15 protein-coding genes are annotated in these 20,868 nt (G+C 33.5%); 13 read left to right on the top strand and 2 right to left on the bottom strand.

Translation table 11 applies throughout. The annotated features are described in order from the left end of the window. Position 1: 1 nt before the first annotated feature. The gene (miaB, locus tag BTO05_RS11955) at positions 2-1,450 is read right to left on the bottom strand and encodes a tRNA (N6-isopentenyl adenosine(37)-C2)-methylthiotransferase MiaB (RefSeq protein WP_087492892.1); all 1,449 of its coding nucleotides are present in this window, start codon (positions 1,448-1,450) and stop codon (positions 2-4) included. A 212-nt stretch (positions 1,451-1,662) separates the two neighbouring features. Here miaB and topA point away from each other — a divergent pair, with 212 nt between their 5' ends. The 7 genes from topA to BTO05_RS11990 all read left to right on the top strand — a co-directional run bounded on the left by topA (position 1,663) and on the right by BTO05_RS11990 (position 11,295). Next, the gene (gene topA / locus BTO05_RS11960) at positions 1,663-4,179 is read left to right on the top strand and encodes a type I DNA topoisomerase (RefSeq protein ID WP_087492893.1); all 2,517 of its coding nucleotides are present in this window, start codon (positions 1,663-1,665) and stop codon (positions 4,177-4,179) included. 8 nt (positions 4,180-4,187) lie between these two features. After that, complete coding sequence (locus BTO05_RS11965; RefSeq protein WP_087492894.1) at positions 4,188-5,354, top strand: formimidoylglutamase; 1,167 nt, start codon at positions 4,188-4,190, stop codon at positions 5,352-5,354. Between the two features lie 165 nt (positions 5,355-5,519). Further along, positions 5,520-6,863 (top strand): gliding motility lipoprotein GldK, encoded by a 1,344-nt coding sequence (gldK, locus tag BTO05_RS11970; RefSeq protein ID WP_410529721.1) that lies wholly within the window; start codon positions 5,520-5,522, stop codon positions 6,861-6,863. Between the two features lie 80 nt (positions 6,864-6,943). Continuing rightward, entirely contained in the window at positions 6,944-7,576 is a 633-nt protein-coding gene (gldL, locus tag BTO05_RS11975; RefSeq protein WP_087492895.1) for a gliding motility protein GldL, read from the top strand. Between the two features lie 44 nt (positions 7,577-7,620). Next, a complete protein-coding gene (gene gldM / locus BTO05_RS11980; RefSeq protein ID WP_087492896.1) occupies positions 7,621-9,189 on the top strand; it encodes a gliding motility protein GldM in 1,569 nt (522 codons plus the stop codon). A 58-nt stretch (positions 9,190-9,247) separates the two neighbouring features. Beyond that, positions 9,248-10,150 (top strand): gliding motility protein GldN, encoded by a 903-nt coding sequence (gldN, locus tag BTO05_RS11985; RefSeq protein ID WP_087492897.1) that lies wholly within the window; start codon positions 9,248-9,250, stop codon positions 10,148-10,150. A 95-nt stretch (positions 10,151-10,245) separates the two neighbouring features. After that, positions 10,246-11,295 carry an NAD(P)/FAD-dependent oxidoreductase gene (locus BTO05_RS11990; RefSeq protein WP_087492898.1) on the top strand — a complete coding sequence of 350 codons (1,050 nt, stop codon included), beginning with the start codon at positions 10,246-10,248 and terminating at the stop codon, positions 11,293-11,295. 63 nt (positions 11,296-11,358) lie between these two features. Here BTO05_RS11990 and BTO05_RS11995 read toward each other — a convergent pair whose 3' ends face one another. Beyond that, complete coding sequence (locus BTO05_RS11995; protein WP_087492899.1) at positions 11,359-11,742, bottom strand: DUF983 domain-containing protein; 384 nt, start codon at positions 11,740-11,742, stop codon at positions 11,359-11,361. 112 nt (positions 11,743-11,854) lie between these two features. Between BTO05_RS11995 and BTO05_RS12000 the strand changes: the two genes are divergently transcribed. The 6 genes from BTO05_RS12000 to BTO05_RS12025 all read left to right on the top strand — a co-directional run bounded on the left by BTO05_RS12000 (position 11,855) and on the right by BTO05_RS12025 (position 20,743). Next, positions 11,855-13,774, top strand: a complete 1,920-nt coding sequence (locus BTO05_RS12000) for an ABC-F family ATP-binding cassette domain-containing protein (RefSeq protein WP_087492900.1) — start codon at positions 11,855-11,857, stop codon at positions 13,772-13,774. A gap of 62 nt (positions 13,775-13,836) precedes the next feature. After that, the gene (locus tag BTO05_RS12005) at positions 13,837-14,970 is read left to right on the top strand and encodes an efflux RND transporter periplasmic adaptor subunit (RefSeq protein WP_087492901.1); all 1,134 of its coding nucleotides are present in this window, start codon (positions 13,837-13,839) and stop codon (positions 14,968-14,970) included. A 2-nt stretch (positions 14,971-14,972) separates the two neighbouring features. Beyond that, positions 14,973-18,251: an efflux RND transporter permease subunit gene (locus BTO05_RS12010; RefSeq protein WP_087492902.1), complete on the top strand. Its 3,279-nt coding sequence runs from the start codon at positions 14,973-14,975 to the stop codon at positions 18,249-18,251. After that, positions 18,251-19,579, top strand: coding sequence for a TolC family protein (locus tag BTO05_RS12015; protein ID WP_087492903.1), 1,329 nt, complete (start codon positions 18,251-18,253; stop codon positions 19,577-19,579). The genes BTO05_RS12010 and BTO05_RS12015 overlap by 1 nt, the downstream gene beginning before the upstream one ends. A 9-nt stretch (positions 19,580-19,588) precedes the next feature. Next, on the top strand, positions 19,589-19,771 hold the full coding sequence (locus tag BTO05_RS12020; protein ID WP_087492904.1) for a CPXCG motif-containing cysteine-rich protein: 183 nt from the start codon (positions 19,589-19,591) through the stop codon (positions 19,769-19,771). Between the two features lie 129 nt (positions 19,772-19,900). Then, positions 19,901-20,743, top strand: a complete 843-nt coding sequence (locus tag BTO05_RS12025; RefSeq protein ID WP_087492905.1) for a Two component regulator three Y domain protein — start codon at positions 19,901-19,903, stop codon at positions 20,741-20,743. Positions 20,744-20,868: the final 125 nt, after the last annotated feature.

Genomic DNA, 20,868 nt, shown 5'->3' on the forward strand with positions numbered 1-20,868 from the left:
TTTAGTTATTGTCTGAGTACCCAACAGCTTCGCCAATAAGCGTTGCAGAAGTGCAATCTGTAATTTTTACATTTACAAAATCTCCAACTTTGTAGTTTTTCTTAAGAAAAACAGCAACAGTGTTTTGACTGTTTCTACCAGACCAATGTGCATCTGATTTTTTTGACTCTTTTTCAATCAAGATTTCTTGAATTTTCCCTACATTTTGTTTTGTTCTGTAATGGCTGTGTTCGCGTTGCAATGCCTGAATTTCATTCAATCTGCGTTGTTTAACATCCGCAGGAATATCATCTTCCATGCGACGACCTGCCAATGTTCCTGGTCTTTCAGAATATGCAAACATAAATCCGAAGTCATACTTTACATATTCCATAAGACTTAAAGTATCTTGATGCTCTTCTTCTGTTTCTGTGGGAAAACCAGCAATCATGTCTTGGCTTATAGCAATATCCGGGATGATACGTCTAATGTTGTCAATTAATTCAAAGTATTCCTCGCGAGTATGAAGGCGATTCATAGCTTTTAGAATTCTGTTGTTTCCGCTTTGAACAGGTAAATGCACATAGTTACAGATATTTCTATGTTTAGCCATTGTCTCAATAACATCTAATGTCATATCCTGAGGGTTAGATGTAGAAAATCTGAAACGCATTTTTGGTTGTGCTTTTGCACACATGTCTAAAAGCATTGCAAAATTTACAGCAGTTGCTTTTTGCATTTCGGTTGCTTTTTTAAAGTCTTTCTTTAAGCCGCCACCATACCATAAAAAGCTGTCTACGTTTTGTCCTAGTAACGTAACTTCTTTAAAACCTTTGCTTGCCAAATCGTTGATTTCTTCGATAATAGATTGTGGCTCACGACTACGTTCACGACCTCTTGTAAAAGGAACAACGCAAAACGTACACATATTGTCGCATCCACGTGTTATAGATACAAATGCAGTAACGCCGTTGGTATTAAGGCGAACTGGAGCAATGTCTCCATAGGTTTCTTCTTTAGAAAGAATAACGTTTATTGCATTTCGGCCATCATCTACTTCGCTAATAAGGTTTGGCAAATCTTTATAAGCATCTGGACCAACAACAAGATCTACCATTTTTTCTTCTTCAAGAAACTTGCTTTTCAAACGTTCTGCCATACAGCCTAAAACTCCAATTTTCATTTTTGGATTTTTGCTTCGTTTTACAGCATTGTATTTTTCTAAACGTTTTCTAACAGTTTGTTCTGCTTTGTCTCTAATTGAGCAAGTGTTTACCAATACTAAGTCTGCTTCTTCGAGAGATTTAGTGGTATTGAAGCCTTCTTCAGAAAGTATAGAAGCTACAATTTCACTGTCACTAAAGTTCATTTGACAGCCATAGCTTTCAATAAAAAGCTTCCTAGAGTTGGTTTGTTTATTTTCAATAACAAGGTTTTCACCTTGTTTGTTTTCGTCTATTATTTTTTCCATATGCATTATTTCGTCGAACGAAATATATATCTGTTATCTATTTCTCAATAAGCATGCAAAGATATGATTATTTTCAGAGTTGTGACAAAGTGACAGTATGAATTATTGTAATTCTAACACGTTAAAATGTCTTAAAAATAAGATGAATTAGTGCTTAATTAGGTTTGTATATTTTTTTTGATATACATTTGTATCCTCAAAAAAAACCAAGCATGCCGAAGAATCTAGTCATAGTTGAGTCACCTGCAAAGGCAAAAACCATAGAGAAATTTTTAGGGAAAGATTATAAAGTAGAGTCCAGTTTTGGACATATTGCTGATCTTCCTTCTAAAGAATTAGGGGTTGATGTCGACGGTGATTTCAAACCAAAATATCAAGTTTCAAAAGACAAGAAAGATGTTGTAAAGAAACTAAAAGATTTAGCAAAAAAAGCAGAGATGGTTTGGTTGGCCAGTGATGAAGATAGAGAAGGAGAAGCCATCGCATGGCACTTGGCTGAGACATTAGATTTAGATAAAGAAAAAACAAAACGTATCGTTTTTCACGAGATTACAAAGTCTGCAATTACAAAGGCTATTGAAAATCCAAGGAGTATAGATTACGATTTAGTAGATGCACAACAAGCGCGTCGTGTATTAGATAGAATTGTTGGTTATGAATTGTCCCCCGTTTTATGGCGCAAAGTCAAAGGTGGTCTATCGGCTGGTCGAGTACAATCTGTTTCTGTACGATTAATTGTCGAGCGAGAACGAGAGATTAATAAGTTTGAAGCCAAAGCGTCTTATAGAGTAGATGCAGAATTTAAAACTATTAGTGGAAGTACTTTTAAAGCAAAATTACCTAAGAATTTTAATTCTGAAGAAGAAGCACTTCAATTTTTGCAAAATAATGTTGGTGCTGGATATGAAGTTTCTGACCTACAAAAAAAACCAGCAAAGAAATCGCCAGCGCCTCCGTTTACAACATCTACATTACAACAAGAAGCCTCTCGTAAATTAGGGTATTCTGTAAGCAGAACTATGAGTAATGCGCAACGTTTATATGAAGCAGGTTTGATTACCTATATGAGAACGGATAGTGTAAATTTATCTGACGAAGCAAAAAAAGGTGCTGAAAGCGAGATAGTATCTGCATACGGTATAGAATATAGTATGCCTCGTAATTATAAAGGTAAATCAAAAGGAGCTCAAGAAGCTCACGAAGCCATACGACCAACAAATTTTGCAAACCATTCTGTTGGTGCAGAACGCGACCAAGCTAGATTATATGATTTAATATGGAAACGCGCTATTGCATCTCAGATGAGTGAAGCTAGGTTGGAGCGTACAAATCTTAAGATTCAGATTAATAGTTCAGGAAGTAAATTAGCCGAGCAGTTTTCTGCAAATGGTGAAATTATAACTTTTGAAGGTTTCCTTAAGGTATATCTAGAAGGTACAGATGATGAGGATGCTGAACAAGATGGTATTTTACCAGATTTAAAAATAGGAGAAAAACTAGATAATAAATATATCACTGCAACAGAACGTTTTACGAGACCACCATCTCGTTTTACAGAAGCTGCTTTAGTAAAAAAGCTCGAAGAGTTAGGTATTGGTCGTCCATCGACATATGCGCCGACAATTTCAACAATTCAGAATAGAAACTATATTGAAAAAGGAACGCACGAAGGCGATGAACGAAAATATAAACAGCTAATTCTTGAGGGTAGTGATATTAAAACAAAACTACTTTCTGAAACTACAGGTTCTAATAAAGGAAAATTAGTGCCAACAGATATTGGAACAATTGTTACTGATTTCTTAGTTAATCATTTTGAAAGTATCCTAGACTACAATTTTACAGCTCGAGTAGAAGCGAGTTTTGATGATATTGCAGAAGGAAAAGAAGATTGGCGAGAAATGATGAAAGACTTTTATAAAGGGTTCCATCCACAAGTGGAAGATGTTCAGGAAAATGCAGAGCGTGAATCTGGCGAGCGTATTTTAGGTGAAGATCCAGAAACTGGTCGTCGCGTAAGCGTACGTTTGGGTAAGTTTGGCCCTATGGTTCAGATAGGTACTGTAGATGACGAAGAAAAACCAAAATTTGCAAGCTTATCACCTGATCAACAATTAAGCTCTATTACTTATGAAGAGGCTATGAATTTATTCCAGCTTCCAAAATCATTAGGTCATTATAAAGACGAAGAAGTAGAGGTTAACAATGGACGTTTTGGACCATATGTAAAATTTGGTAAAAAATTCGTTTCATTACCAAAAGGTTTAGATCCTTTAAGTGTAGATTATGATCAAGCTGTAGAGCTTATAATCGAAAAGGAAAAAGCAGACGCACCAATCTATACGTATCAAGGATTAGATGTGCAAAAAGGAAAAGGGCGTTTTGGACCATTTATTAAATGGAACAATATGTTTATCAATGTTAATAAAAAATACGATTGGGATAATTTATCTGATGAGGATATCGTTACTTTGATTGAAGATAAAATTCAGAAAGAAAAAGATAAAATTATCCATAATTGGGAAGCTGAAGGCATACGTGTCGAAAAAGCTAGATGGAAAAGACATAATATTATTAAGGGTAAACAAAAAGTAGAATTGCCAAAAACTGTAGATGTTACAGATATGACTCTAGAAGAAGCACAAGCAATTTTAGAAAAAAACGCGCCAAAGAAAAAGGCAACTAAGCGAAAAACGACAGCAAAAAAGAAAACGACCAAAAAAAAGTAAAACGATAAATGAACTTTAATTTCCTCTCACCAGTTTCCGATTCAGTATTAGCGCATAGCGAATTATTATCTCAGCAAACAATAGGAAGGAAAATAAAGATTCATTCTGAGCAAAACGGTCTTCCAGACTTAGATAAGGTTCAGTTAGCTCTTATTGGCGTAAAGGAAAATAGAAATGATGTCAATTATATTGGTTCAGAACTAAACTTTGACGACATAAGAAAAACTTTCTACAGTTTGTTTCCTGGTAATTGGCATACAATTATTGCAGATCTTGGAGATATTGAGCCAGGAGAATCTACGGAAGATAGCTACTTCGCACTTCGTACTATTGTAGAATTATTAGTCGAGAAAAAAATCATACCTATAATTATTGGAGGAAGTCAGGATTTGACTTATGCAAATTATCGTGCTTACGATAATTTACAGCCTATGGTCAATATAGTAAATGTAGATACGAACTTTGATTTAGGTGACTCCTCGCAACCAATCAAAAATAATAGTTATTTCGGTAAAATTATTCTTGAAGAACCCTATAATCTTTTTAACTACTCGACTATTGGGTATCAAACCTATTTCAACTCTCAAGAAGAAATAGACTTAATGGAACGTTTGTATTTTGAAGCCTATAGACTAGGGGAAATTTCAAATACTATAAATAGCGTAGAGCCTGTAATGCGAGATGCACATATTGTAACAGTAGATTTAAAATCTGTTCGTGCCGCAGAAGTAGGTGAGCGTCTAAAGTTTACACCAAATGGCTTAGATGGAAAAGAGATTTGTGCCATTACTCGTTATGCCGGCATTAGTAATAAAGTGTCATCTTTTGGTATTTATGAATATCATTATGCGCCAAAGGACACAATAACTGCTATGCTAGTAGCGCAAATGATTTGGTATTTTGTCGAAGGCGTCAATTGTCGAGTTAAAGACGATGATTTTATAAATTCAGATAATTATTTAAAATATAATGTTCTCATTGAAAATGAAGAGCTTATATTCTTCAAAAGTGTCAAGACTGGACGCTGGTGGATAGAAATTCCTTTTTTAGCAAATGTTAATAATAAATTAAAAAAGCATACGTTATTACCATGCGCACACGAAGATTATGTGGCTGCAACCGAAGGTAAAATCCCTGAACGTTGGTACAAAGCCTACAGGAAGAATAACTTCTAAAGAGCGCAGTTTATCGATATTATATAGAAATTTTATCGATGAAATGCATTTTTTTAAGGATGAAATGCAAAAAAAATCGAAAAAAAGTTGTTTTTTCCGATTAATTGAAATATGTTTACCAACTCAAAATTTAAGGATACTAATTTAACCTATAGTTTTATGAAAATGAATAAGCTTGTTTTACTAATCACAGTGTTAGCTTTTATGGTAAGCTGTAACTCTGGAGACCGCGGACAGGTTGTCGGCGTAAAAGGTAAACGATGGCACCCCGAAAAGCCTTATGGAATGACTTTAATTCCTGGTGGCGCTTTCATCATGGGTAAATCTGATGATGATTTAGCAGGTATGCAAGATGCACCTACCAAAACTGCAACTGTTAGAGCTTTCTATATGGATGAAACTGAAATCACCAATAGCGAGTACAGACAATTTGTAGAGGATGTTAGAAATAACGTCATAAGAGAAAAACTTGCTGAAATGGCTGATCTTGAAGGTAAAGTTCAAGGTAATGGAGACATTGGTGAATTTGCTTACACTGATTCTGATACGACAAACTTAAACGCTTACCAGAAGTATATGATTAATACATATGGTAATGAACAGCGTCAACTTAATACAGAAATTGATTTATATCTAGATACTGAAGATTATCCAGATGAATTATACTCTGAAGTAATGGACGGAATGTATTTACCGTTAGAAGAGTCATACAATGGACAGCGCACATGGGATGTGTCACAATTTGTTTTCAAATACTCAAAAATGGATATCCAAGCAGCTGCTAAAGATCGTACACTCAAACGTTCGGACGTTATTGAGCAGCAAGAGGTGATGATTTATCCAGATACCACTGTATGGATACGTGACTTTGCTTATTCTTATAATGAGCCAATGCATAACGATTATTTCTGGCATGACGCATACGGAGATTATCCTGTTGTAGGAGTATCTTGGGATCAAGCAAAGGCATTTTGCCAATGGAGAACGATATACCATAATGATTACCAAAAAGATAGAAAAAGACAACCAGTAAATGTTTACAGATTACCTAACGAAGCTGAGTGGGAATATGCTGCTCGTGGTGGATTACAAGGAGCAACATTTCCTTGGGGTAATAACTATACTTTAAATGATAGAGGTTGTTTTATGGCAAACTTTAAGCCTCTTCGTGGTGATTATGCTGCTGATCAAGCTTTATATACTGTAGAAGCAGACGCCTATGAGCCTAATGACTTTAACCTTTATAATATGGCAGGTAATGTGTCAGAATGGGTAAACAGCTCTTATTCGATATCATCATATGAGTTTATGTCTAGTATAAACCCTAGTGTAAATGATAAAAACAACCAGCGCAAAGTTGTACGTGGTGGTTCTTGGAAAGATGTTGCTTACTACTTACAAGTAAGTTCAAGAGATTACGAATATGCGGATTCTGCAAGAAGCTATATCGGCTTTAGAACTGTACAGGATTACATGGGTACAGAAGTAACCAAAAACGGAAAAAACTAAATAATCATAAACTAAATAATTAACCTACGAGGTTGAGCACGCTTTGACTCAACTAAAATTTAAAACTAAAAACTAAAATTATGGCACAGAAAGGAAAACTTACGTTAACAAATATGATCTACGGATTAGGAGCAGCAATTGTAATTGTTGGAGCATTATTTAAAATTCAGCACTGGCCTTACGGTTCTGAAATCCTAACACTAGGTATGGTTGTAGAAGCGTTGGTATTTGCATACTCAGCATTTGAAAGACAACAAGAAGATTTAGATTGGTCATTAGTTTACCCAGAATTAGAAGGCGGTATGACTAAAGCTAAAAAAGCAAAAGAAGAGCCTAAAGATGCTCAAGGTATGTTATCTAAAAAATTAGACAACTTATTAAAAGATGCTAAAATTGATGGTGAGCTTATGGCTAGCTTAGGAGATAGCATTAAAAACTTTGAAGGTGCAGCTAAGAGTCTTAACCCAACAGTTGATTCTATGGCAGCTCAGAAAAAATATAGCGAAGAAATGTCTTTAGCTGCTGCACAAATGGAATCATTAAATAGCCTTTATAAAGTACAAATGGAGAGTGCAAACCGTCAAGCTGCAATCAACGAAGAAGCAGTAGAAAATGCGGCTAAGCTTAAAGAGCAAATGCAATCATTAGCATCTAACTTATCATCATTAAATGGTGTATATGGAGGAATGTTAACTGCAATGAATAAGAACTAATTAGTTTTTTAATATTAATCTTTAATTAACCAAAAAAACTAATTATGGCAGGAGGAAAACAATCTGCAAGGCAGAAAATGATTAACTTAATGTACTTAGTTTTTATTGCAATGATTGCAATGACTATGGACAAAGAAGTACTATCGGCATTTAGTTCGATGGATGCTAAGTTCGAATCTACAAATGCTTTTACAGCAAAAGCAAATGAAAATTTACTTAAAGGGTTAGAACAAAAAGCTGAAGAAAAAGCTGAATTTAAATTACCTGCAGTAAAAGCAGAACAAATTAAAGCGATTTCCGATAAGTTTAATACTTATATCGGAGGTCTTAAGCAAGACATTCTCAAAGGTGGTAACTATGAGCTAGTTAATGGCCAATTACCAGCGGAGAAAATGGATAAAGGAGATTACTTAGATGAAAAATGGTTTACGGGTGACCGTTTAACTAAAGTCGGTCAGAAAGTAATGGAAACATTCAAAAAGTACAAGGCTGATATAAAAGCAGTACTTGGTGATGATGTTACATATGAAACTGCAGTTGAAAACTTTGATAAACGTTTCGATTTTAGCGACGTTAAACCAGAAGAAGGCGCTAAATTGAGTTATTTAGATTATAACTTCCAAGGGTTTCCAGCTGTAGCATCTTATGCAAAGTTAACATCTATTCAGAATGATGTAAAGACTACAGAAGCTAACTTGTATAATGTATTTTTAGGAAATTCATTAGAAGAAGCAATTACACTTAAAAATTATCAAGCCATTGTTATACCAGATAAGAATGCTTTCTATTCGGGAGAAAAGTTTAGCGGAAAAGTTGTATTAGGTAAATATGCTAATGTAACACCTGTAAAATTAAATATCAATGGAAATGAAGTGTCTTTATCAAAAGAAGGAGCAATCGATTCTTTAGGAAATGCAAGATTAGATTTTACAACAGGTAATGTAGGTGAAAATGAAGTAAAGGGTACGTTTACTTTCATGGAAAAAGGAGAGGAATTACCAATTGAATTTACAGGAAACTATGTTGTAGTACCAAGACCAAATTCTGCAACTATTGCGGCTGATAAGATGAATGTTGTTTACCGAGGAGTAGTTAACCCAATGACGATTTCTTTTGCTGGTGTACCAGATAATAGAGTTGTAGCTAATGCAGCAGGTTTAACTAAGAAATCTAACGGTAAATACGACATGAGACCAGCAGGTGGTCGTGAAGTAACAATAAACGTTACAGGTACATTAGATGATGGAAAAAAAGTTTCAGATAAGAAAACTTTTAGAATTAAAGATTTACCAAAACCAATAGGTGCATTTAATGGTCAAGTAGGTAATGCTAAATTACCAAGAAACAATGTTGAGATAGGTAAACTATCTGCTGATTTCGGAGATGATTTTGACTTTAAATTACCATTAAATGTACAATCATTCACAATGAAAGTACCAGGTAAACCTTCTGTAAATTGTACAGGTAACAGATTGAACTCTGCAGCTAAAACTGCATTAAGATCTGCTAGAAGAGGTGATATCGTACAGTTTATCAATATTAAAGCTAAGGCATCTGGTAGTTCTATTAGAATTAAAACAGTAACGCCAGTTGTTATTGAGCTAGCAAACTAAAATATTTTTGAGCTAAACACGTTTTAAAAATAGCCTCAAACGTTTAAAATAGATTAAAATGAAGAATATAAAGCAATTATTATTAACAACTCTAGGAGTACTTACTTTCAGTGGTGTGTTTGCACAAGCAAATATTCTAAATGCAAAGATTCCTGAAGAAATCGGAGTAAAGACTGAAGAGCAGTTGCTTTTAGATAATGATGAGCCATTAGAGTATGGTTACGTAGACGATAGAGACCGTTTATATTCTAAGATGACTTGGGAAAAAGTTGTATTGGATGAGCGTGTTAACTTTCCGTTGTATTATCCTGTAGATACAAATAATATTGGCCCAGACCGACGTTCTTTGTTTCATGTATTATGGAACTCAGTAAAGTCTGGTGATATACCAAAAGTATATGCAGATTCTTATTTTTCACAAGAACGTACATTCGAGGAGTTAAAACAGTCAATGCAAAAAATCGATACTTTAGATATAGGTTTTGATCAATTCAATGCTGATGGCTATGTAGACCCAGAATATATTACTCAAAGAGATATTGAAGCTTACGATATTAAGGCATATTTATTAAAAGGACTTTGGTACTTTGATAAGCGTCAAGGAGAAATGAAATACCGCCTTTTAGGTGTAGGTCCAGCAGCTCCAGATGTTAACTTTATTGACTCTGACGATGAGGCTAACAACGAACCTATTCCATTATTTTGGGTGTTTTACCCAGAGGCTAGAGGTATCTTGCATGAGGCAAAAGCATTCAATAACAAAAATAGTGCAATGCCAATCTCTTTTGACCATATCTTAAACTCTAGACGTTTTAATGGTTACATGTACAAAGAGGAAAATGTATACGGAGACCGTGAAGTAAAAGATTATATTAAGGATAATGCTTTAATGCAACTTATGGAATCACAACGAATAAAAGACAAAATTCGTAATTTTGAACAAGACATGTGGAATTATTAATTTTTTATTTCAAATAAAACAAACGCCCGCTATTTAGTGGGCGTTTTTCATTTGTAAATAATAATATTAATTAATCTTTTGATAGATTTGCCTAAATGAAAAACGTAGATTACATAATAGTTGGTTGTGGTTTGGCTGGTATTGCCTTTTCAGAAGTTCTAAAATCAAATTCTAAATCCTTTATAGTTTATGATGATGCCTCTCAGCAATCATCAATGGTGGCTGCCGGTTTATATAATCCAGTTATTTTAAAACGTTTTACCGAAGTTTGGAAAGCAAAAATACAACTGGATATTGCATTACCTAGCTATGCAAAAATTGAAAAAGAATTAGGTGTAGAGTTAGATTATCAGCATCCTATTTACAGACGTTTCAGTTCTATTGAAGAACAAAATTTATGGTTTACAGCTTCAGATAAACCATCATTAGAACCTTTTTTGTCAACTGAAATAAAAAAAAATAAAAACCAATATATCGATGCATCTTTTGGTTTGGGAGAAGTATTACATGGTGGACGTATTGATACTGCGCATTTAATTTCTGCTTACAAAAAAGACCTTAAATCTAAAGGTTTATTAATAGAAGAAGAGTTTGATTATAAAGCTCTAGATATTTCAGAAACCAGACTATCTTATAAGGATATTGAGGCCAAGCATATCATTTTTGCAGAAGGCTATGGCGTAAAGCACAATCCGTATTTTAATCATATCCCATTAAATGGAACTAAAGGCGAAGTATTAACAATAAAAGCCCCAGATTTAAAATTAGATACCGCTATTAAATCCTCTGTGTTTATAATTTCTATAGGCAACGATTTCTATAAAGTAGGTTCGACTTACAAATGGAAAGACAAAACGAATACTCCAACAGAGGCTGCTAAACAAGAACTTTTGACGAAATTAAAGAAGTTTATAACCTGTGATTTTGAAGTAGTAGACCATCAAGCTGGAATTAGACCAACAGTTGGTGATAGAAGACCAATCGTAGGCAATCATCCTAAAATTGATAATTTGTACGTTCTAAATGGTTTGGGTTCTCGTGGTGTTATGATTGGACCTTATGTGGCACAAAAGCTTTTCAATCTTATTGAAAATAATATAGAACTCGATAATGAGATTAATATTAAACGCTTCAAGAAAATTTAACTGGTTTTGCTATTTCAACAGAGAGAAGAATGAACGACGAGAAATCTCATAATTGATGAGAAGTTATTTGTTTCCTAAAGATTTATCATAACTCATAAATAGGTTAATCCAAATATTACGAGATAATCTCATAATTATAGGCATAAATGCAATTAATGTTGCTACGATTGCAATAAAAGCTGTGACTAAAGAAGAGTCTAACAATACAAAACTTATAATAAATGCTACAACCGCAAAAGCAATACCAACGCCATAACTAACATACATAGAACCATAAAAAAACGAAGGCTCCATTCGGTATCTGGTATGACAATGAGAGCAATGGTCATTAATTTTTAGAACATCACTAATGTGGTATGGATTCTTGTCGACATACATTGATTCTTTATGGCATTTTGGACAGACACCAAACAAAATACTATAAATCTTATTTCCTTTACCAATCATAACTGAAAACCTTTACTTTTGCGTTTTTTAATACAATGCAAAGATAATTTTTTAAACGCGATGCATTGTAACAATTATAACGTTTGTCGTTATTATTTTATAATTAAAAGCTATGCTTAATATTCACAATCTTTCTATATCATTTCAAGGCGAATATCTTTTCGAGGAGATTACCTTTAAACTTGGTAATGGCGACCGAATTGGTCTAATCGGAAAAAACGGTGCAGGAAAATCAACCATGCTTCGTATTTTATCAAAAGAGCAAGAAGCCGATTCAGGGCAAATAGCTGCTGATAAAGACTTAAAAATTGGTTTCTTGAAGCAAGATATTGATTTCGATTTCGGAAAGACTGTTTTGGAAGAATCTTATGAGGCCTTTAAGGAAATAAAAACGTGTGAAAAACAACTCGAAGATATTAATACACAATTAGCTGAGCGTACAGATTACGAAAGCGAATCATACAATCAACTAATGATTGATTTGAACGATATTCAACATCAATATGAAATTTTAGGTGGTTATAGTTATCAAGGTGAAACTGAAAAGATTTTACAGGGTTTAGGTTTTAAGCGTGAAGACTTTAATAAATTAACCGATACATTTTCTGGTGGTTGGCGTATGCGAATAGAGCTGGCAAAACTCTTACTTCAAAATAATGATTTATTGTTGTTGGATGAGCCAACAAATCACCTAGATATAGAATCTATTATCTGGTTAGAGAATTTTTTGAAGAACTATGCTGGTGCTGTAGTCATTGTATCTCACGATAAAATGTTTTTAGATAATGTTACAAATAGAACTATTGAAATTTCATTGGGCCGTATCTACGATTATAACAAGCCATATACTAAGTTTTTAGCATTACGAAAAGAGATAAAAACTCAGCAACTCGCTACACAAAAAAATCAGGAGAAACAAATTCAGCAAACAGAGAAGCTTATAGAAAAATTTCGTGCAAAAGCATCCAAAGCTACCATGGCACAATCGCTTATAAAAAAATTGGAGCGTATGGATAGGATTGAAGTGGATGAAGAGGATAATGCAGTAATGACATTAAATTTCCCTGTTTCTGTAACCCCAGGTAAAGTTGTAGTAGAGGTTGAAGATGTTTCGAAACACTATGGAGATTTACAAGTACTTCATAACGTAAGTATGTCAATTCCAAGAGATACCAAAACCGCATTCGTTGGTCAAAATGGTCAAGGAAAATCAACATTAGCTAAAATTATAGTTGGCGAAATTGAACATCAAGGAAAATTATCAATTGGTCATAACGTGCAAATAGGATATTTTGCCCAAAATCAAGCTGAATATCTAGATGGTAGTAAAACTGTTTTAGAGACTATGATTGATGCTGCAAACGAGACTAATAGAAGTAAGGTCAGAGATATTTTAGGGTCGTTTTTGTTTAGAGGCGAAGAAGCCGAAAAATATGTACGTGTGCTTTCTGGAGGTGAGCGTAACAGATTGGCATTAGCAAAATTATTGTTGCAACCGCTGAATGTGCTTATCATGGATGAGCCAACAAACCACTTAGATATTAAGTCTAAAAACGTACTAAAAGATGCTTTAAAGAAATTTGAAGGAACACTAATCTTAGTATCTCACGATAGGGACTTTCTTCAAGGTTTAACAGAGACAATTTACGAATTTAAAGATCAGAAGATTAAACAGTATTTGGGTGATATTGATTTTTATTTAGAACAACGAAACTTAGAAAACCTTAGAGAAGCAGAAAAAAGAACAGTCGTGGCTAAAGTTGAAAAAACAACCAATAGTAAACAAAGCTATGAAGATCAAAAGAAATCAAAGTCTTTAAATAATAAGCTTAGCAATATTGAGTCAAAAATTAATCAGCTAGAAAAATCAATTAAGGAAGATGATATGGCTTTAGCAACTAACTATGACGAAACTGCTGCTAAACCCGAATTTTTTGATGCCTATCAAAATAAAAAGAAAGAACTAGACCAACTTATGGAAGATTGGGAAACAGTTCAAGAATCAATAGATACACTAAATTTTAACAATTAGGATTTCTTTAACGAGTACGGTTGGTGGTTTTGGTAAATTTGTAGCTAAAACTAACCATTATAATGCGCAATATTATTCTTACCATATTAGGCGTCTTACTTATTGTAGGCGCTTATTTTATTGGTGAAAAAATTAGTAATAATAAAAAGAAACAACGTCCTGTAGCTGCAAAGGTCATCAAAACCGTATTTACGGATACAGTAAAAAATGGAACCGTACAGATTGTAATACCTGCAAACGGAAATCTAGTGGCTAAAAGACGTGTGGAACTGTATTCAGAAGTACAAGGTGTTTTTAAGAGTAACGGAAAGTTGTTCAGACCAGGTCAAGAGTATCGTCAAGGTCAAACACTAATTGGTATAGATGCTGCAGAATATTATGCCAGTGTACAATCTGCAAAAAGTAATTTATATAATTCTATTGCAGCTATAATGCCCGATTTGAGATTAGATTTTCCTGAAATATTCCCAAAATGGCAAACGTACCTCAATGGGTTTAAGATGGATAAAACCACACCTAAGTTACCAGAAATGACTAGTGATAAAGAAAACTATTTTATAACTGGTCGAGGTATCGTATCTAGTTATTATAGCGTTAAAAATTTAGAACAGCGTTTAGGTAAATTCAATATTAGAGCACCTTTTTCAGGTATATTAACAGAAGCTTTAGTAACTGAAGGGTCATTAATTAGAAATGGACAAAAATTAGGAGAGTTTATAGATCCAACTACATATGAGATGGAGGTTGCTTTAAGTAAAAGATATGCAAATCTTTTAAAAGTAGGTGAGAGCGTTAAGCTAAACAATTTAGATAATACAGAAAAATATACTGGCAAAGTTTCTAGAGTTAACGGAAGTATTGATGCGACCACGCAAACTATAAATGCTTATATAGAAGTTAAAGACAAATCATTAAAAGAAGGTATGTACTTAGAAGCTAATCTAAATGCTAAGTCTGAGGACAATGCTATTGAAGTCAATAGAAGTTTAGTACTAGAAGGTGATCAAATTTTTATAGTTAGAGATAGTATTCTAGATCTTATTGATGTAAATCCAGTTTATTTTTCGGATACTAAGGCAGTTTTAAAAGCAGTTCCTGATGGGACGGTAATGCTTTCAAAATCAGTTCCAGGTGCTTATGCAGGTATGTTGGTAAAGCCATTAATTCCTAAATCAGACGTGAAAGCGATAAAATAGTCATGAGAAAACTAATCGCTTATTTTATAAGGCATAGCGTCGCTGTAAACGTCGTTGTTTTTGCATTTATCATTTTTGGTTTTTTTGGTGCTTCAAAACTAAAATCCTCATTTTTTCCACTTGTAGATTCAAAAAATATTAGCATCAATGTTGTTTATCCTGGTGCTTCACCTCAAGAAGTCGAAGAAGGTATAGTTCTTAAAATTGAAGATAACCTGAAAGGATTAGACGGTGTTGAACGTGTAACCTCTACTTCAAGAGAAAATAGCGGAAACATTAATGTCGAAATTCAAAAAGGCAAAGACATTGACTTTATGTTACTCGAAGTCAAAAATGCAGTAGATCGTGTACCAACGTTTCCTGTCGGAATGGAACCTTTGATTGTTGCTAAGCAAGAAAATCTTCGACCAACAATCACTTTTGCGATTAGTGGAGAAAAAATTCCACTAGCAACGCTAAAACAAATTGGACGACAAGTCGAAAATGATTTGAGAGGCATCGATGGGATTTCTCAAATTTCAATTGCAGGATATCCTGATGAAGAAATCGAAATTGCAGTTAATGAAGCTAATCTTTTGGCTTATAACTTAACCTTTAATGAAGTTTCACAAGCTATAAATCAAGCTAGCTTAATCACTACAGGAGGAACAATTAAAACAGATGCTGAAGAGTATCTGATTCGTGCTAATAACCGTTCGTATTATGCTGACGAATTATCTAACCTAATTGTTAAGTCAGACCCTTCAGGTAGAAAGATTCAACTAAAAGATATTGCTCAGGTTAGAGACCAATTTTCAGAAACACCAAATTCTAGTTATTTCGATGGCGATTTATCTATTAATGTTACAATCACAAGTACCAATACAGAGGATTTAATTACTTCTGCAGATAAGACAAAGGCGTATATTGAAGAGTTTAATCAAAAATATGATAATGTCCAGCTCAATGTTGTTAGAGATTTGTCGACAACATTAGTGCAACGTACAGCATTATTGACAGAAAATGCTATCGTTGGGATGATTTTGGTACTCATTTTTCTGTCTTTATTTTTAAACACTCGCTTGGCATTTTGGGTAGCCTTTGGTTTACCGATTGCTTTTTTAGGGATGTTTATGTTTGCAGGTTATTTTAACGTCACTATAAATGTACTATCTCTTTTCGGGATGATTATAGTCATTGGTATTTTGGTAGATGATGGTATTGTAATTGCTGAGAATATATACCAACAATACGAAAAGGGTAAATCACCAGAACAAGCTGCTATTGATGGTGTGATGGAAGTGTTACCAGCAATTATTTCAGCCATATTAACTACGATTTTAGCCTTTGGTGTTTTTTTGTTTTTAGATGGTCGTATTGGTGAGTTTTTTGGTGAAGTCTCAGTGGTTGTAATGCTTACTTTGTTAGTGTCTTTAGTAGAGGCTTTGATTATTTTACCTGCACACTTAGCGCATTCAAAAGCATTAAGAGCCCAAAACCCAAAACAGAGAACAGGAATTGCAGGTTTTTTTCAGAATGCATTTTCAAAATTACGTTACATAAATACGTTCGGAGATAGTATAATGAGATGGCTTCGTGATAATTTGTATAGTCCGACGTTAAGATTTGCTCTGAAGCACCAGTTCTTAACCATTTCATTTTTTGTTGTATTTGCTATTTTAACAAAAGCCAGTGTTCAAGGTGGTATTGTAAGAGTTGCTTTCTTTCCTCAAATAGCCAGTGACCGTGTTGCGATTAATCTTAACATGCCTAATGGTACAAATGAGAAAGTTACAGACAGCATTATTTCTTTTATTGAAGAAAAGGCTATTGAAGTCACTAAAGAAATAAATAATGAATATTTAGGCGAAAATTCAGAAAAGTATTTAGTCGAGAATATGATTAAAACTATTGGTCCTGGATCTGCGGCGGCAAGATTAGAAATTAATCTATTGCCAGGAGAAGAACGATCAAATGAAATTACAACCCGATTAGTAACTAACAGATTGCAAGAACGAGTAGGACCCATTTTAGGTGTTGAAAGTTTAGTTTACGGTGGAGGCGGAAACTTTGGTGGTAGTCCTGTCGCAGTTTCTTTATTAGGAAACAATATTACAGAACTAAAAGCTGTAAAAACAGAATTGAAGCAAAGCTTAGAAAATAATATTTTGCTTAAGGATGTGACAGATAATGATCCGGCAGGTATAAAAGAAATCCGAATCAAACTTAAAGAAAGTGCTTATGCATTAGGGCTTGATTTAAGAACGATTATGGGACAAGTTCGTTCGGCTTTTTTCGGTGCTCAGGCACAACGTTTTCAACGAGGTCAAGACGAAATAAGAGTTTGGGTTAGGTATAATAGAGAAGATCGCTCGTCTATAAATAATCTGGACGATATGCGTATTATAACACCATTAGGAAACAGAATTCCTTTAAAGGAGATTGCTAGTTATACTATCGAAAGAGGAGATGTTGCTATAAATCACCTAGAAGGGCGCCGTGAAATACAAGTCTCTGCAGATATAAAAGACCCTAAAAAGACAAGTAGTACAGATGTTATGGCAGAAATTAGAGATGAAATTATGCCAGAGATTTTGTCTAAATACCCAACTGTTACGCCTTTCTATGAAGGTCAAAACAGAGAGCGTTTAAAATTGACTAACTCATTAGCACCAGTAGGGATAACAGTTTTGTTATTGATATATATAGTCATAGCATTCACATTTAGAAGTTATAGTCAGCCTTTAATATTGTTACTTATTATTCCTCTAAGCCTACCCGCTGTTGCTTGGGGACATTGGATTCATGACTTTCCTTTAAATATTTTATCACTATTGGGAATTATTGCCCTCATCGGAATCATGGTTAATGACGGTTTGGTTCTTATTGGTAAATTCAATAGTAATTTAAGAGAAGGCTTGTCATTTGATGATGCTTTATATGAAGCTGGCCGTTCTCGATTTAGAGCTATTTTTTTAACATCAATAACTACAGTAGCAGGTTTAGCACCATTAATTTTCGAAGAAAGTAGGCAAGCACAATTTCTAATACCTATGGCAGTTTCTATTGCATATGGTATTGGTTTTGCAACTGTTTTAACACTGATAGTTCTGCCTATATTTTTATCATTTAGTAATGCTATAAAGAAAAATGCAAAATGGCTTTACACCAATAGAGAAGTTTCAAAAGAAGAAGTTGAACGTGCTATCAAAGAAAAAAACGAAGATATTCAATTTAATGTAAGTCAAGGTACAATTGGAATAGAGATGAGTAGTGATAATGACGATTTAGATTTAGGATAATGAAAGTAAAAAGTATACATAGTGTTTTATTAGTATTTGTAATAATGATTTGTGGAAATTCATTTTCACAACAAACAATAAAACCTTCTGAGGCAATTGCCTTAGCCTTAGATTATAACTACGGTATTCTTATAGCTAATAATAATGCTGAAGTAGCAGAGAATAATAAAAACATTCTAAACTCTGGTTACCTACCAACAGTTACTGGTAATGCTGGTGGCTCCATTGACACTCAAGATGCTGAAGGTCAGTTGGCAAACGGAGATGTAAGAGTTGCAGAAGGAGCTGAAACAAGACGGTATAATGCTTCTATAAACTTTAACTATACCCTTTTTGATGGTTTAGGTAGGTATTATAATTATAAACGTCTTAAAGAGGAATATAATCTTTCGGAGTTACAAGCTAGAGAAACTATTGAGAATACGACTAATCAATTATTAACGGTGTATTATAACGTAGCTAGACAAAGTGAAAATTTAAAATCTTTGGAGGAGACTTTAGATATATCAAAAGATAGACTTACAAGAAGTGAGTATCAGTTTGAATATGGACAAAATACAAAGTTAGATGTGCTCAATGCCGAAGTAGATATTAATAACGATAGCATTAACATAATTAATGCAAGACAGAATCTCATAAATTCTAAGCGTGACTTAAATCTAGTTACCGGAAATAAAATTTCTAATATTTTTGATGTAGATACCACTGTAGCCTTTTTAATGCAACTTAACAAAGTAGATTTGTTACAAAAGCTTAATGCAAATAATGTTAGTCTTATCCAAAATGAAAAAAATATAGCGATTAACGAATTTACTCTAAAGGCTAACAAGTCTAGTTATTTACCAACAATTGGTTTAACAGGTACGTATGGCTGGAATGAGTCTACTAACAATAGTCCACTTGCGTTTGTTTTACAGAATACAAGTACTAACCTATCTGCTGGGATAAATCTGACATGGAATCTATTCGATGGCGGAAGTACCATTACAAGAGTTAAAAACGCTCAAATAAATCTTGAAAACCAGAAGCTTCAAAAAGAACAGCTAAAACTAGAGATTACTAGAAATTTTGAGAATGCTTGGGACGACTATCAAAACAAACTACAAATTTTTAACGTTCAGGAAGATAATATTAAAACAGCTAAAAATAATTTTGACCGTACTAAGGAGAAATTTAAGTTAGGTCAAGTGACATCTATCGAATTTAGGCAAGCACAACTAAATCTTTTAGCTGCAGAGCTGAGTAAAAGTCAAGCCAAATACGATGCTAAATTGGCTGAGGTTTTAGTGCTTCAAATTAGTGGAGAACTCTTGAACGTTCAATTTTAATAATTAAAAATGGAAGAACATTTTTTTCAATGTCCACATTGTTGGGAAGAAATATCCATGTTAATGGATGTTTCAGTTTCTAACCAAACCTATATCGAAGATTGTGAAGTTTGTTGCAATCCTATTCAACTTCATGTAATATCAGACGGAACATCAATTCAAGATATCAGTGCAAATAGTATCGAACAATAGCAAAATTTTGATATAAATGTTTTTTGAGAGTGTGCATTTCATCGAAAAAAAAATTATTTTATCGATTAATAGTGTTTTAATCCTATATTTGAGTAGTTAAACGGCAATATTGCCCAAATCGCTTAAATAATGAAAACGTTTTACACTATAATCCTTTGCTTACTAACGACTACTTTTTTACAAGCAGATGTTACGCAAATACAAAAAGATGCATTAGTAGATATATATAATTCTACTGATGGTGTCAACTGGAAAAACACTTGGGATTTAACAGCACCTGTTTCTACTTGGTACGGTGTTACTACTGAAAATAATCAAATTGTAAAAATAAACTTAGCTTTTAATAATCTTAACGGAACTCTACCGGCAAGTATCAATAATCTAAATGCACTAAAAGTCTTAGATTTATCTTTTAATAGTATCGAAGGCGTATTACCATCAGAAATTTATCAGCTTAAACAATTAGAGACTTTAAAATTATATTCAAATAAGCTTAATGGTCAATTATCTTCTGAAGTTGGTCAGATGGAAAATCTAAAAGTTTTAGAAATCTATAATAATAATTTTTCTGGTGAGATACCAACTACCATCGGGAAATTAAACAATATTGAAACCCTAATTTTAAGTAGTAATTCGTTTACTGGAAAGCTACCAAATGAAATTTCAAACCTGAGCAAACTTAAAATATTAAGCGTTTTTGATAATAATTTATTTGGAGCAATACCTACTAATATAGGTGAGTTGGTAAACCTAGAAGAACTAGTATTATCTAATAATAGTTTTTATGGTCAATTACCTTCAAGTTTAGTAAAATTAGATAACCTAAATACTTTACTTTTAGGTGATAATAATTTTACAGGTAATTTTGCAAGTTTACAGTTACAGATGCCAAATATTATTACCTTAGATATTGATGCAGAAAATAAAAAAGGAGCTTTAGTTACTTTAGATGAAGAAGTTAACGATAACTAAAGGTTCAACTATAATTTAAAAAAATAACCTTCAAGTAAAACTGAAGGTTATTTTTTTGATAAAGCTTTTGTAATCTAAAAAAAGTTTTATCTTTGCAGTCCTCTTAAATGATTGAGTCGGCATTA

Origin of the sequence: Winogradskyella sp. PC-19, from assembly GCF_002163855.1 — a bacterium.
Lineage (GTDB): Bacteria > Bacteroidota > Bacteroidia > Flavobacteriales > Flavobacteriaceae > Winogradskyella.

Excerpts from the sequence above, each read along its gene's own strand:
- BTO05_RS12020 (WP_087492904.1), top strand. The coding sequence starts at position 19,589 with ATGGAAGAACATTTTTTTCAATGTCCACATTGTTGGGAAGAAATATCC.
- BTO05_RS12005 (WP_087492901.1), top strand. The coding sequence starts at position 13,837 with ATGCGCAATATTATTCTTACCATATTAGGCGTCTTACTTATTGTAGGC.
- BTO05_RS12000 (WP_087492900.1), top strand. The coding sequence starts at position 11,855 with ATGCTTAATATTCACAATCTTTCTATATCATTTCAAGGCGAATATCTT.
- BTO05_RS12015 (WP_087492903.1), top strand. The coding sequence starts at position 18,251 with ATGAAAGTAAAAAGTATACATAGTGTTTTATTAGTATTTGTAATAATG.
- BTO05_RS11965 (WP_087492894.1), top strand. The coding sequence starts at position 4,188 with ATGAACTTTAATTTCCTCTCACCAGTTTCCGATTCAGTATTAGCGCAT.
- gldM (WP_087492896.1), top strand. The coding sequence starts at position 7,621 with ATGGCAGGAGGAAAACAATCTGCAAGGCAGAAAATGATTAACTTAATG.
- gldN (WP_087492897.1), top strand. The coding sequence starts at position 9,248 with ATGAAGAATATAAAGCAATTATTATTAACAACTCTAGGAGTACTTACT.
- BTO05_RS11990 (WP_087492898.1), top strand. The coding sequence starts at position 10,246 with ATGAAAAACGTAGATTACATAATAGTTGGTTGTGGTTTGGCTGGTATT.
- gldL (WP_087492895.1), top strand. The coding sequence starts at position 6,944 with ATGGCACAGAAAGGAAAACTTACGTTAACAAATATGATCTACGGATTA.
- miaB (WP_087492892.1), bottom strand. The coding sequence starts at position 1,450 with ATGGAAAAAATAATAGACGAAAACAAACAAGGTGAAAACCTTGTTATT.
- BTO05_RS12010 (WP_087492902.1), top strand. The coding sequence starts at position 14,973 with ATGAGAAAACTAATCGCTTATTTTATAAGGCATAGCGTCGCTGTAAAC.
- BTO05_RS11995 (WP_087492899.1), bottom strand. The coding sequence starts at position 11,742 with ATGATTGGTAAAGGAAATAAGATTTATAGTATTTTGTTTGGTGTCTGT.
- topA (WP_087492893.1), top strand. The coding sequence starts at position 1,663 with ATGCCGAAGAATCTAGTCATAGTTGAGTCACCTGCAAAGGCAAAAACC.
- gldK (WP_410529721.1), top strand. The coding sequence starts at position 5,520 with ATGAATAAGCTTGTTTTACTAATCACAGTGTTAGCTTTTATGGTAAGC.
- BTO05_RS12025 (WP_087492905.1), top strand. The coding sequence starts at position 19,901 with ATGAAAACGTTTTACACTATAATCCTTTGCTTACTAACGACTACTTTT.